The organism is Sinomonas sp. T428B, assembly GCF_056780155.1.
The window spans coordinates 1,935,635-1,948,672 of the sequence record NZ_JBRAZR010000001.1; the positions used below are offsets into that span (position 1 = coordinate 1,935,635).

General features: G+C 71.5%; 11 protein-coding genes. 9 read left to right on the plus strand and 2 right to left on the minus strand.

Annotation, left to right across the window (positions count from 1 at the left end):
- Positions 1–18: 18 nt before the first annotated feature.
- Entirely contained in the window at positions 19–906 is an 888-nt protein-coding gene (locus tag ACUYMY_RS08905; RefSeq protein ID WP_481703219.1) for a LysR family transcriptional regulator, read from the minus strand.
- A gap of 70 nt (positions 907–976) precedes the next feature.
- Between ACUYMY_RS08905 and ACUYMY_RS08910 the strand changes: the two genes are divergently transcribed.
- The 5 genes from ACUYMY_RS08910 (at position 977) to ACUYMY_RS08930 (ending at position 6,273) form a co-directional block, all read left to right on the plus strand.
- Complete coding sequence (locus ACUYMY_RS08910; protein WP_481703220.1) at positions 977–2,023, plus strand: YeiH family protein; 1,047 nt, start codon at positions 977–979, stop codon at positions 2,021–2,023.
- 70 nt (positions 2,024–2,093) lie between these two features.
- On the plus strand, positions 2,094–3,194 hold the full coding sequence (locus ACUYMY_RS08915; protein WP_481703221.1) for a PHP domain-containing protein: 1,101 nt from the start codon (positions 2,094–2,096) through the stop codon (positions 3,192–3,194).
- A 72-nt stretch (positions 3,195–3,266) separates the two neighbouring features.
- Positions 3,267–4,079 (plus strand): SDR family oxidoreductase, encoded by an 813-nt coding sequence (locus ACUYMY_RS08920; protein WP_481703222.1) that lies wholly within the window; start codon positions 3,267–3,269, stop codon positions 4,077–4,079.
- A 153-nt stretch (positions 4,080–4,232) separates the two neighbouring features.
- On the plus strand, positions 4,233–4,409 hold the full coding sequence (locus ACUYMY_RS08925; protein WP_481703223.1) for a hypothetical protein: 177 nt from the start codon (positions 4,233–4,235) through the stop codon (positions 4,407–4,409).
- 64 nt (positions 4,410–4,473) lie between these two features.
- Positions 4,474–6,273, plus strand: a complete 1,800-nt coding sequence (locus tag ACUYMY_RS08930) for a family 16 glycosylhydrolase (RefSeq protein ID WP_481703224.1) — start codon at positions 4,474–4,476, stop codon at positions 6,271–6,273.
- Between the two features lie 34 nt (positions 6,274–6,307).
- Here ACUYMY_RS08930 and ACUYMY_RS08935 read toward each other — a convergent pair whose 3' ends face one another.
- Positions 6,308–7,432, minus strand: coding sequence for an FUSC family protein (locus ACUYMY_RS08935; RefSeq protein WP_481703225.1), 1,125 nt, complete (start codon positions 7,430–7,432; stop codon positions 6,308–6,310).
- A gap of 107 nt (positions 7,433–7,539) precedes the next feature.
- Here ACUYMY_RS08935 and ACUYMY_RS08940 point away from each other — a divergent pair, with 107 nt between their 5' ends.
- The 4 genes from ACUYMY_RS08940 to ACUYMY_RS08955 all read left to right on the plus strand — a co-directional run bounded on the left by ACUYMY_RS08940 (position 7,540) and on the right by ACUYMY_RS08955 (position 13,038).
- Positions 7,540–8,631 (plus strand): LCP family protein, encoded by a 1,092-nt coding sequence (locus tag ACUYMY_RS08940; protein WP_481703226.1) that lies wholly within the window; start codon positions 7,540–7,542, stop codon positions 8,629–8,631.
- A gap of 422 nt (positions 8,632–9,053) precedes the next feature.
- Entirely contained in the window at positions 9,054–9,707 is a 654-nt protein-coding gene (locus ACUYMY_RS08945) for a hypothetical protein (RefSeq protein WP_481703227.1), read from the plus strand.
- A 409-nt stretch (positions 9,708–10,116) separates the two neighbouring features.
- Positions 10,117–10,560 carry a helix-turn-helix transcriptional regulator gene (locus ACUYMY_RS08950; RefSeq protein WP_481703228.1) on the plus strand — a complete coding sequence of 148 codons (444 nt, stop codon included), beginning with the start codon at positions 10,117–10,119 and terminating at the stop codon, positions 10,558–10,560.
- Positions 10,561–10,647: 87 nt separating this feature from the next.
- Positions 10,648–13,038, plus strand: a complete 2,391-nt coding sequence (locus tag ACUYMY_RS08955) for an ATP-binding cassette domain-containing protein (protein ID WP_481703229.1) — start codon at positions 10,648–10,650, stop codon at positions 13,036–13,038.

A 13,038-nucleotide genomic window follows, 5' to 3' on the forward strand; every position in this document is an offset into this window, starting at 1 on the left:
GACCGCCCCGGGAGGCATTCAGCCGGCCGGGAGGACGATCTTCAGGAAGTCCTCGGCCGAGCGGGACAGCGGCGGGCCCGCGGGCCACACCGCCCGCAGGACGCGGCCGAGCCGCAGCTGCGGCGTCGCGACCTCGGCCAGGCGGCCGCTGCGGAGCGCGGGGAGCACCGCGAGCCGGCTCACGACGCCGGGCCCCAGCCCGGCGGCGACGCTCGCGGCGAGCGCGGCGTTGCTGCCGACCTCGAACCGCGGGCCTGTCCCGTGCGGGGCGAGGGCGGCGTCCGCCGTCTGGCGCGTCCCCGAGCCTGGCTCCCGCACCACGAGCCCCGCCGTCGCGACCGCCTCGGGCGGGACATCGCCGTCGTGCGCCCACGCGTGGTCCGGCCGGACGACGACGACGAGCTCGTCCCGCGCCACGTCGAGGTACCGGAAGCCGGTCTGCACCGTCGGGCCCTCGACGAAGCCGAGGTCCGCCGCACCCGAGCGCAGCCGCTCGAACACGGCGTCGGAGTTGCCGACGTCGAGCGTGGCCGTGACGCCCGGGAGGCGCTGCTGGGCCGCCGCGAGCCAGGTGGGCATGAGGTGCTCGGCGACGGTGAGGGAGGCGCACAGGTGCAGGGCGCCGCGCTCGGCCTCGAGGGCGGCGACCGAGCGCACGATGCCTTCGGCCGACTCGACGAGCTCGGCGGCGAGGCCCGCGACGACACGCCCCCGGTCGGTCAGCTCCGTTCCCCGGGGCGTGCGCCGGGCGAGGGCGAAGCCGGCCGAGCGCTCCATCTGCTCGAGCAGGCGCGAGGCGTTGGGCTGGGCCATGCCCGTGGCGCGGGCGGCCGCGCCGATGCTCCCGTGCTCGGCCACGGCCGCGAGCAGCCGGTAGTGCCGCAGGTCCCAGTCGCGAACGCTCATATCACCAGCATATGGGCGCATGCCGGATTGCCGTCTACTGGCCGCCCGGGAGTCCCGGGAGCATGGGAGCATGGCCGCCCTGACCCACACCGAGCCCCGTCCCGTGCCACCGGCTGCGGCCACGCGTGCCCGTGCGCGGGACGTGGCGCCCGGGCTGGCCGCCGCGCTCGGCGGGGCGCTCGCGCTCGCGGCGATCGCGGGCCTCGCGCCCGGGGTCAGCCCTCTCCTGGCCGCGATCGTGCTCGGCATCGGCGCGCGCGCCGCAGGCCTCGTGCCGGAGCGGCTGGGACCGGGCCTGGGGGTGGCGGCGCGCGTCCCGCTGCGGCTCGGCATCGTCCTGCTGGGCCTTCAGCTCTCCCTCCATGACGTGGCCGCCCTCGGCTGGGGGGTCCCCGCGCTCGCGGCCGCCGTCGTCGTGCTCGGCATCGCCGCAACCCTCGGCATCGGCCGTCTCCTCGGCGTGCCGGGCCGCCAGGCGCTGCTCATCGCGTGCGGATTCTCGATCTGCGGGGCCGCGGCCATCGCCGGCGTCGAGTCGGTGGTCACGGCGAAGGACAGGGAGGAGGAGAACGCGACCGTGACCGCGGTCGCCCTCGTGGTCCTCTTCGGCACGCTCATGATCCCCGCGCTGCCCCTGCTCGCCGGGGCGCTCGGCCTCGACGCGCGCACTGCCGCCGTGTGGGCGGGGGCGAGCGTCCACGAGGTAGCCCAGGTCGTCGCCGTCGGCGGGGTGCTCGGCGGCGGGGCCCTCGCCCTTGCCGTCACCGTCAAGCTCGCCCGCGTGCTCATGCTCGCCCCCGTCGCCGCGGCCCTCGCCTGGCGCGGGCGCCGCGCCGGGATGCCGCAGGGATCGCGCCGGCCCCCGCTCGTGCCGCTCTTCGTGCTCGGCTTCGTGGCCCTCGTCGCCCTGCGCAGCGCCCTGCTTGTCCCCGGGGACGTCCTCGCCGCCGCCTCCGCGGCGCAGACCCTCCTGCTCACGACGGCGATGCTCGCCCTGGGCGCCGGCGTGCGGCTGGGATCCCTCGTGCGGCGGGGCGGCCGGACGCTCGCCCTCGCGGCAGCCTCGACCGCCGTCGTGGGCGGCCTCGGCCTCGGCGGGGCCCTGCTCGTGGCGTAGCACCCCGCCCAAACAGGGCGGGCGGCGCCGTTGCGGCGTCGAACGGCCCGCAGTGGGGAATAGGACAGGCATGGACCCGGTGGACGCCCTCAACGAGATCGCCTTCTGGCTCGAGCGCTCCCTCGCGCCGAGCTTCAAGGTGCAGGCGTTCCGCCGGGCCGCCGCGACGATCGCGCCGCTCGCCCCTGGCGACGTCGCCGCCCGGGCGGGCGACGGCCGGCTCCGCAGGATGCCCGGCATCGGCGACCGCACCGCCCAGGTGATCCGCGAGGCCCTCGAGGGGCGAGTCCCGGAGTACCTCGAGGCACTGCGCGAGCGCGCGGAGGCGCCCCTCGCGGAGGGCGGGAGGGGCCTGGCCGCCCTCCTGCGCGGCGACCTGCACAGTCACAGCGACTGGTCCGACGGCGGGTCACCGCCCGAGGAGATGGCGCAGGCCGCGCGCTGGCTCGGCCGCGAGTACCTCGCCCTCACCGACCACTCGCCGAGCCTCACGATCGCGCGCGGCCTCAGCCCCGAGCGCCTGTCGCGGCAGCTCGACCTCGTCGCCGAGCTCAACAGCGATTTCTCAGAAAACCCCGCCAGCCCCGCCAACGCCGCCGAGGATGCTGAGGAGGCCGACGCCGCCGCGAGGGCCTCAGGCGGCGGGGGCCGCGCCTTCCGCATCCTGACCGGGATCGAGGTGGACATCCTCGAGGACGGCACGCTGGACCAGGAGCCGGCCATGCTCGACCGGCTCGACGTCGTCGTCGCGAGCGTGCACTCTAAGCTCCGCTCGCCGAGCGGGGCGATGACGCGGCGCATGCTCGCGGCCATCGAGGACCCGCACACGGACGTCCTCGGCCACTGCACCGGACGGCTCGTGACCGGCGGCCGGGGAACCCGGCCCGAGTCGGAGTTCGACGCCGCGCGGGTCTTCGCCGCGTGCGCCGAGCACCGCGTCGCCGTCGAGATCAACTCGCGGCCCGAGCGCCAGGACCCCCCTGACGCCCTCATCCGCGAGGCGCTCGACTCCGGCTGCCTGTTCTCCATCGACAGCGACGCCCACGCGCCCGGCCAGCTCGATTTCCTGCAGCTCGGGGCCGCGCGCGCGGAGGCGAACGGGGTCCCCGCCGAGCGCATCGTCACGACGTGGCCGCTCGAGGCGCTGCTCGAGTGGACCCACCGGCGGTAGCGGGGCGGTTTCGCACGCGTCGGCCACGGGTAGGCCTCGGGTGATCAGCCCACGTCAGGAACGAGGAACACCATGGACTTGGACCAGCGAGACTTCGAGCCGCGCACCGCCATCGTCACAGGCTCCGACTCGGGCATCGGCCGCGCCACCGCCGTCGCCCTCGCCGAGGCGGGCATGGATGTCGGCATCACGTGGCACACCGACGAGCAGGGCGCCGAGCAGACGGCCGAGGAGGTCCGCAGCCACGGGCGGAAGGCCGTCGTCGCTCGCCTCGACGTGGCCGACGCGCCCGGCTGCGGAGACGTCGTCGACCGCCTCGCAGAGCAGCTCCACGGCGTCGACGTGTTCGTCAACAACGCGGGCACGGGGGCGAACGAGCCCTTCCTCGACATGGACTACGCGCGCTGGCGCGAGATCGTCGCGACGGACCTCGACGGGGCCTTCGTCTGCCTCCAGCGGGCCGCGCGCCGCATGGTCGACGCCGGCCGCGGCGGCCGGCTCATCGCCGTCACGAGCGTCCACGAGCACCAGCCCCGCGTCGGCTCGTCGGCGTACGATGCGGCGAAGCACGGCCTGGGGGGCCTCATCAAGACCATGGCGCTCGAGCTCGGCGAGCACCGCATCACGGCCAACGCGGTGGCGCCGGGGGAGATCGCGACTCCCATGACAGGCCAGGAGGACGAGGACCCGCGGGGCAAGCGGCGTCCCGGAGTCCCGCTCGGCCGCCCGGGCGACGCGCGGGAGGTCGCGGCCGTCATCGCATTCCTCGCCTCGCCGGCGGCGGCCTACGTCACGGGCGCGTCGTGGACGGTCGACGGCGGGATGCTCCAGATGGGCCCGCAGGCCGGCTCCCATCTCGAGGACGACACCTGGCGGAAGGGCTGACGGCTGTGACGGGAATCAACCCGCCTAGGCCTGTGCGATCGGTCACAGAATGATCTCAGGGCCGTACCGGTCTGGATACTGTGGGGGCTGGCTGCCTCGACGAGGAGGCGGCCAGGAGCGCCGGCTCCTGAGCATCAGAGAAAGCAACGACGCATGACCTTTGAATCTCACTCCGTGACCCTCAAGATCTGGGACCCCGCCACGGTCGACCACACGCTGGACGAGGCCATCTCGCACGTCTCGGCCAAAGCCAACGCCCCCAAGGACCGCATCAAGGTCACCCGCAGCGGGCCCGACGTCTTCACCGTGAGCCTCGCCGAGGACGTCTAGGACCCGACCCCCTCCGCGCGCCGGGGGTCGCGCGTTTCGATCAAGCAGTGCCATTCTTGACGGCATGAGCGACGCAGCCAGCGGCCATAGCGCGCCGGGCCCGCCCCCAGGGCGGGCCCGATGGCGGCGCGGCCGGATCGTGGCCGGGGCCGCGGCGGCCATTGTCCTGCTGGCCGCCCTCGTGGGGACGGTCCTGACGGCAATGCAGCCATCCAGCCCCCCGGCAGCCTCGCCGACCACGATGAGCGCGAGCCCGACGTCGACACCGACCCCGACCGAGACCGCGACCCCGACCCCGGCCGCGACTGACCCGAATGAGGGAACGACCGCGGCGGCGACGTACGGCTGGGGGACCCCGGTCGCGGGCGACGAGTTCAACTACGTGGGCGCGCCCGATGCTGCCAAGTGGAATGTCTACAACTCCGTCGGCCACGCGGGCAACGGCGTCCGCTCCCGCGCGCAGGCCAGCGTGGACGGCGCCAAGATGTGGATCAACGGCACCGCCGACGGAACCACTGCGGGCATGTCCGCGAAGTTCGCGAACCAGAAGTACGGGCGTTGGGAAGTACGCGCCGCCGCCTCGGGCGACAACGAGTACCACATGGTGTCGATCCTGTGGCCCGACTCGGGGAAGTGGCCGTGCGACGGCGAGGTGAACTACGCCGAGACCAACGGGCAGTGGGACGCGATCAAGTTCCACCTCCACTACTCATGCTCTGACTCCCAGGTCTCAGCCAGCAGGGACCTGGACGTGAGCCAGTTCCACAACTACGCGGTGGACTGGTCCCCCGCGGGGATGGTCGGCTACGTGGACGGGGTGGAGTGGTTCCGTGACACCGACCCGACGCACCTGCCCCCGGGCCCGATGCACCAGACCCTCCAGCTGGACTGGGTCCCCGATCCCTCGCCTGACGGTACCGGCGTGATGAGCGTTGACTGGGTCCGGGTCTATCCGGCAGCTCCCGCCCCGCCTCCCCCCGCTACGGGCACGTTCACGTTCGCCGCTGTGGGTGACATGAACCCTGACAGGAACACGTCCACAGACTCCGCCTCAGGCAAGAACGCGGCCAGCATCGCGTCCGGCCTGAGCGACGGATCACTGGACAACTTCATCGGTCTCGGTGACTTCCAGTACGACATCGGCTACTGCGCTGACCTCGTGGACGAGTTCCACAAGCTGTGGGGACCGGTGGTGCCGAAGACATTCTGGGCAGCAGGGCCGAACCATGACGTGCAGCCGGGACGGAACGACGACCTGGACAGGTACATGGACGGGCAGTGCCCCGGTTCGACTGAGAAGTCCGCGACGAGCCAACAGCTGGGCCGGTTCCAGGACGCGCTGGAGTGGTACTCCTTCGACAAGGGCAACTGGCACCTTCTTGTGGCACCTACAGCCGCATGGCGCTACAACGCCACCCGGGCGCAGGCCATGACCGCGGAGATGGACGCCGACCTGAAGGCGGCGAAGGCGTCAGGCAAGCACCTGGCCGTCGTCTACCACGACCCGTACTTCACCTCTGACACGTCGAGCCACACCCGGTTCTCCCAGGCCAAGCCCTGGATCGAGGTGTTCTGGAACAACCGGGTACGGGTCCTCCTGTCCGGGTCCCAGCACAACTACGAGCGGACCTGCCCGGTGAACATCGCGGACCAGTGCGTCGCTGACGGGATGCAGCAGTTCCAGGTGTCAACGGGCGGCATCGGGCTCCGGCCGTTCAAGTCGAACCCGGCCTATGTGGAGAGGAAGTTCAGCGACACATGGGGGCATCTGCGGATGACCCTGAACGATGATGGCTCGTATTCCTGGAACTTCGTCCCTGTCCAGGGCAGTCAGACGGACAGCGGAAGCCGCGCCGCTCCGTGAGGTCAGGCCAGGTCTAGGCGCCCCTGAGGCTGCCTCAGTCTCGCTCGGTCGCGCGGCGGCGGACCGTGCCGATGATGCGCCGCATGCTCATCGCCAGGGACGCCGTCGCGTTGACCGAGGCGTCCTCGGCCGCGGCGGCGCGCAGCGCCGAGCTGAGGCCGTCCACGGCTCCCTGGGCCCGCTCGAGGCGATCGCCGACGTCGTCGGCCATCCACCCCCGCACGAGGTCCCCAGTGCACGTGAGTGCCGCCGCGAGCTCGTCGGTCAGCCCGACGGGGACGGTCGTGCCGGCGCGCTCCTCCCAGATGACGCTTGCGAGGACGTCGGTGATGTCCTGGACCTGGAACGTCATGCGCTCGAGGGCCTGGAGGTCCCTGAAGTCCTCGTCGAGGTCTCGGGGGTGCCGCCGACGGCGCGGGTTCGCCTTGGCGCTCTCCTCGGCCTCGTGCACGGCCGCCCGCACTTGGGAAGCCGTCTCTGCGAGCTGCGCGTCCCGCCCTGCCCACTCCTCGTGGTCTGGGGGCCACGACTCGACGAGGGCGGCGGCCATCTCGTCGAGCTGGCGGGCGAGGCCGTCGACGTGGCGCGACGAGGCGGCTGCGATCCCGCGGAAGCGCAGCGGGGGCAGGATGAGCCAGTTGACCGCGAGGCCGATGCCCACCCCCACGGCCATCTGGAGCATGTAGGCGAAGGAGAAGTCGTCCGCGCTCCGCCCGCCGATGACCAGGACGAACAACGCCGCGAGAGGGACCCAGTCCGCCGCCGTCGGCTTCCCGGGCAGGCCCCCCACGAGGACGCCGATGCCGATGACTGCCGCGACCGAGAGGGCGCTCACGTCGGCGAAGCTTGTCACTGCGATCGCCACTCCGATCCCGAGGGCCAGCCCCAGCAGGCTCTGCAGGCCGTTCCGCATCGAGCCGGCAACCGTCGGGTACATGCTCACGAGCGCCCCGAGCGGGGCGTAGTAGGGGTGCTCCGCGGCGGGACCGGGCATAAGCGGCGCCACGGTCCACGCAATTCCCGCGGCGAGGGCCGCCTTGCCGGCCAGCTCGAGCCTGCCCCGCGCGAATCCCCGCGCGAGGCTGCGGACGGCGACGTCCCGGAGGTGGCGGAGGGACAGGCGGGGCCGGGCGCTCTCAGGCCGGCTGGCGGTCGGCATGGGCACAGTGTCGCACTTCGGCATGACGGGATCCCTGCCCGCCAGCGGGACATTACAAACCCACAACGCACCTCCCGCACCTGATCTGCCGATGCAATGCTGAGCGCATGAGCGACTCAGCCAACGGTCAGAGCGCGCCGAGCCCCCAGAGGCGGGCCCCGTGGGGGCGCCGCCGGATCGCGGCCATGGCCGCGGCCATCGCGATCGTACTGACAGCCCTCGTGGCGGCGATCGTCCTGGCCATGCCGCAGGCCACTCCTCCGGCGGCCGGGCCGAGCACGACGAGTGCGAGCCCGAGCGAGACCCCCACCCCGCCGCCGACGCCAGAGACCCCGCCACCACCGCCCCCGCCGACCCTGCCAGACCTCCCGCCGGGTCCGCTGAACGTCCTGGTGATCGGAAGCGACATCCGGGGCAACGCGCGCGAGGCGGCGCACCGGCAGGCCACGACGGGGGAGAGGTCCGACCACCGCGCCGACATGCTCATGCTCGTGCACATCCCGGCCGACCGGCAGAGGGTCTACGGCATCTCGATCATGCGCGACACGTGGGTCTCGATTCCCGGATACGGCTTCTCCAAGATCAATGCGAGCCTCGAGATCGGCGGCCCGCCGCTCGTCGTCGAGACGGTGGGCACGCTCCTCAACACGCGCATCGACCACTACGCCATGATCGACTTCGAGGGGTTCAAGGTGCTCACCGATGCCCTCGGCGGCATCGACGTCGACGTTGCCGTGCCGTTCACGGCCACGCATGACACCAGGCACACGTTCACCCCCGGCATCAACAGGCTCGGGGGCCAGACGGCCCTCGAATTCGTCCGGGAGCGCTATGCCTTCATCGACGGCGACTACCAGCGCGTGCGCAACCAGCAGGCGTTCGTGCGCGGCATCATGGCGCACATGACGGGCGCGGGGAGGATCAAGGACCCTGCGAGCGCGATCGCGGTCATCGGAGCGGTGGCCCCGTACGTGACAACCGATCCCGGCTTCGACGCGGGGGCCATGGCCACGCTCGCCTTCGGCCTCAGGGGAGTCGACCCTGCCGCGAGCGTCTTCTTCACGCTGCCCACCGCCGGCACGGGCTTCTCGGCCGACGGCCAGTCCATCGTCCTGCCGGACTACGCTGGGATCGCCGCCGTCCGCGATGCACTCGCCGTGGACGGCATGGCTGGCTACGCCGCGGCCCGCGGCCTCTGAGCACCTGATCCCCGAGCGGCGCCGTCGACGACGGCGCCGCTCCTCTGTGTGGCGAATACTGCTCCCGGCCCCTCGAGTACGCACCCGTGCCGTCCCGGCACTTGGCCGAGTACTTGAATTCACTCCGCGCGGTGACGGAATCGCGAAGTGACTACGTGAATTGCCCTGGGGCGGTACTCTAATCGCCCCGAAATGCTTTACGAGCATATTGGCGCTTGAAGATCTTTGAATCTCCGACCGGAAACAGACCGGTCCCGATCAGAGGTCCGCCGATGTCCCCGAGCCCAGCCTGGAAACGCGCCTCCATCACGGCGCTAGCCGCCCTTGGGGGCCTGGCGGCCGTGTGGGGCTTCTCGGCCGCAGCCCCGCCAGCGCCAGCGCCCGCGGCGGCGGTCGGCGAGGCCCCGCCAGTGCAGGATCCCGTGGAGGAACAGCGGGCCGTCGCACAGCGGGCGAACGAGCTCGAGGCCGAGGCAGCCCGGGTCCGCGACGAGCAGGCGGCGGCACAGGCTGCGGAGGAGGCGCGGCTCAGGGCCGAACGCGAGGCGGCCGAGGCCGCGCAGCGCGCGGAGGCCGAGCGGCAGGCCGAGGCAACTCGACAGGCGGAGGCCGAAGCGGCTTGGCAGGCGGAGGCCGCGGCCCGGCAGGCCCAGGAAACGCAGGCAGCCGCGGCGGCTGCGCCGGCGCCGGTCGTCGCTGCGCCTGCGCCTGCCCCTGCGCCGGCTCCCGCCCCGGCCCCGGCTCCTGCGCCGGGGGCCTACATCCCAGTCGTCGGAGCGGGGGGACAGGCGGCCGTCGATGCCTGCGCCGGCCCCGTCCGCTTCACGCCCGTCACGGTTTCGATCAGCATCGCAGAGCATGATTTCTGCGGCGGCTGGGCGAGGATGGGCTGGATCCAGCCGGGGACCGTCGTCACCGTCCAGGGCTATGGGACCTTCACCGCGTACGAGCGCATGGTCGTCTCCCGAGGCGCCCAGCAGGGCGTCCTCGCGGGCTTTTCTGGCGGCTATCCTCCGATTTTCCTGCAGACCTGCATTCCCGGCACGTCGGAGATGCTCCTCATCGCCCTCCACTGAAATTCGTCGAGGCCGGGCGGCTATTCTCGGGCTAAATGTTGAATTTCCTCCAACGCGCATTTCCTGTGACGGTCCTCGAGAATTGCATGTCCCCACCCAGCAGAACTTTGCACCGTCGGAGAGGGTGCCCTCGCCGCCCCTGAGTGCGGCCGGCCGCGCGGTGGCCCACGCGGGCGGCTGCGGATAGGGTCCCAGGACCAGCCGCACCCATCGGAATCTCCGGGCCGTCCACGCCGGCTGCAATCCTGCTGTGTCAAGGAGGCGTTTGCAATACACACAGTTGCCTTTTTAATTGTCGCCGGCCATGGGTTTCCAGAACTTTCGTTGTGTCAATTCACGACGCCGCTGCGTGCCTTCGCGCTGGCCCGCTCCGCTAGGCATGGCCGGCTGGCCGTGGCACGATCGGGACATGACCACGACCCCGGCGGCCGCACAGCGCCTGCGTGACCTCGCGCGGCTGCGGCGGGTGAAGGACAGGATCGACAGGGAGTACGCCCAACCGCTGGACGTCGAGTCGCTCGCCCGCGGTGCGAATATGTCCGCCGGCCACCTCAGCAGAGAGTTCCGCCTCGCCTACGGGGAGTCGCCGTACAGCTACGTCATGACCCGCCGCATCGAGCGCGCCATGGCCCTGCTCCGGCGTGGCGGTCTGAGCGTCACCGAGGTCTGCTTCGCGGTGGGATGCTCGTCGCTCGGCACGTTCAGCACCCGCTTCACGGAACTGGTCGGCATGCCGCCCAGCGCCTATCGGCGCCTCGCGGAGGGCTCGACCGAGGGCATCCCGGCCTGCATCGCCAAGCAGGTCACGCGGCCGGTCAGGAATCGAGAAGCCGCCGTCGGGGCCCGTGGCTAGCATGGCTGCCATGGACAGCACGATCCACTCTCATCCGCATCCAGGAGCGTCCGAGAGCGGCTCGCCCTGCCAGGAGATGGAGGAACTGTGAGCACGCTCGCGAGAGGGTACATCCAGCCGGACGCCCGGCATCTGGCCGACAGCCACGACCTGATCCGCGTGCACGGCGCGCGCGAGAACAACCTCAAGGACGTGAGCATCGAGCTGCCCAAGCGGCGGCTCACCGTCTTCACCGGAGTCTCCGGCTCGGGCAAGAGCTCCCTGGTCTTCGCCACGATCGCCGCGGAGTCGCAGCGGATGATCAATGAGACCTACAGCGCGTTCGTGCAGGGCTTCATGCCCACGCTGTCCCGGCCGGATGTCGACGTCCTCGAGGGCCTCACGACGGCGATCATCGTCGACCAGGAGCGGATGGGCACGAACCCCCGCTCGACCGTCGGCACGGCCACCGACGCCAATGCGATGCTCCGGATCCTCTTCAGCCGGCTCGGCCAGCCCCACATCGGCTCGCCGAACGCGTACTCGTTCAACATCCCGACTGTGCGGGCCAGCGGGGCGATCACGGTCGAGCGCGGGGACAAGACCAAGGCCGAGAAGGCTACCTTCAACCGGCTCGGCGGAATGTGCCCGCGCTGCGAGGGCATGGGGTCCGTCAGCGACTTCGACCTCACCGCCCTGTACGACGACGCCAAGTCGCTGAGCGAGGGCGCCCTCACCATCCCCGGGTACAGCATGGACGGCTGGTACGGGCGCATCTTCAGTGGCAGCGGCTTCTTCGACATGGACAAGCCGATCCGCAAGTTCACCAAGAGGGAACTGCACGACCTGCTCTACCGGGAGCCGACCAAGATCAAGGTCGAGGGGATCAACCTCACCTACGAGGGCCTGATCCCGAAGATCCAGAAGTCGATGCTCTCCAAGGACGTGGACTCGTTGCAGCCCCACGTGCGCGCCTTCGTCGAGCGCGCCATCACCTTCCAGACATGCCCTGAGTGCGGCGGCACGAGGCTGAGCCAGGAGGCGCTGTCCTCCAGGATCAGGGGCAAGAACATCGCCGAGGTCTGCGCCATGCAGATCACCGACCTCGCCGAGTGGATCCGGGGGATCGACGATCCCTCGGTCGCCCCCCTGATCGCCGGCCTGCAGCACCTCCTCGACTCGTTCGCCGAGATCGGGCTCGGCTACCTCTCCCTCGACCGACCCTCGGGCACGCTCTCCGGCGGCGAGGCCCAGCGGACCAAGATGATCCGGCACCTCGGCTCCTCGCTCACGGACGTCACCTACGTCTTCGACGAGCCGTCGATCGGCCTGCATCCCCACGACATCGAGCGGATGAACACCCTGCTGCTGCAGCTGCGGGACAAGGGCAACACGGTGCTCGTCGTCGAGCACAAGCCCGAGATGATCGCGATCGCAGACCATATCGTCGATCTCGGCCCGGGCGCCGGGACGCAGGGCGGCACCGTGTGCTTCGAGGGCACGGTGGAGGGCCTGCGCGGCAGCGACACGACGACGGGCCGGCACCTCGACGACAGGGCCGCGCTCAAGGAGGCCCCGCGCACGGCCACCGGAGCCCTCGAGGTGCGCGGCGCGTCGACGCACAATCTCCGGGATGTCGACGTCGACGTCCCCCTCGGCGTCCTCGTTGTCGTGACGGGCGTCGCGGGCTCCGGGAAGAGCTCCCTCATCCACGGCTCCGTCGCGGGCCGGGACGGCGTCGTCGTCGTCGACCAGGGCGCGATCCGCGGCTCGCGCCGCAGCAACCCGGCGACCTACACGGGCCTGCTCGAGCCGATCCGCAAGGCGTTCGCGAAGGCCAACGGCGTCAAGCCGGCGCTCTTCAGCTCCAATTCCGAGGGGGCGTGCCCCACGTGCAACGGCGCCGGGGTCATCTACACCGACCTCGGCGTCATGGCCACCGTCGAGTCGACGTGCGAGGAGTGCGAGGGGAAGCGGTTCCAGGCGTCGGTGCTCGAGTACACGCTCGGCGGGCGGAACATCGCCGAGGTCCTCGCGATGCCGGTCGCGGAGGCCGAGGAGTTCTTCTCCGAGGGCGAGGCCCGCACCCCGGCAGCCCACGCGATCCTCGACCGACTTGCCGATGTGGGGCTCGGCTACCTGACCCTGGGCCAGCCGCTCACGACGCTCTCCGGCGGCGAGCGCCAGCGGCTCAAGCTCGCCACGCAGATGGCGGAGAAGGGGGACGTCTACATCCTCGACGAGCCGACCACGGGCCTGCACCTGGCCGACGTCGAGCAGCTGCTCGCCCTCCTCGACCGGCTCGTGGACTCCGGGAAGTCGGTCATCGTCATCGAGCACCATCAGGCCGTCATGGCGCACGCCGACTGGATCATCGACCTCGGGCCCGGGGCGGGGCACGACGGCGGGCGGGTCGTCTTCGAGGGCACTCCCGCGGACCTCGTCGCGGACCGCTCGACCCTCACCGGCAAGCACCTCGCGGCCTACGTCGGGGCCTGA

Bases quoted from the DNA above. Each gene is read 5' to 3' on its own strand.
- ACUYMY_RS08905 (WP_481703219.1), bottom strand. From the start codon at position 906: ATGAGCGTTCGCGACTGGGACCTGCGGCACTACCGGCTGCTCGCGGCC.
- ACUYMY_RS08910 (WP_481703220.1), top strand. From the start codon at position 977: ATGGCCGCCCTGACCCACACCGAGCCCCGTCCCGTGCCACCGGCTGCG.
- ACUYMY_RS08915 (WP_481703221.1), top strand. From the start codon at position 2,094: ATGGACCCGGTGGACGCCCTCAACGAGATCGCCTTCTGGCTCGAGCGC.
- ACUYMY_RS08920 (WP_481703222.1), top strand. From the start codon at position 3,267: ATGGACTTGGACCAGCGAGACTTCGAGCCGCGCACCGCCATCGTCACA.
- ACUYMY_RS08925 (WP_481703223.1), top strand. From the start codon at position 4,233: ATGACCTTTGAATCTCACTCCGTGACCCTCAAGATCTGGGACCCCGCC.
- ACUYMY_RS08930 (WP_481703224.1), top strand. From the start codon at position 4,474: ATGAGCGACGCAGCCAGCGGCCATAGCGCGCCGGGCCCGCCCCCAGGG.
- ACUYMY_RS08935 (WP_481703225.1), bottom strand. From the start codon at position 7,432: ATGCCGACCGCCAGCCGGCCTGAGAGCGCCCGGCCCCGCCTGTCCCTC.
- ACUYMY_RS08940 (WP_481703226.1), top strand. From the start codon at position 7,540: ATGAGCGACTCAGCCAACGGTCAGAGCGCGCCGAGCCCCCAGAGGCGG.
- ACUYMY_RS08950 (WP_481703228.1), top strand. From the start codon at position 10,117: ATGACCACGACCCCGGCGGCCGCACAGCGCCTGCGTGACCTCGCGCGG.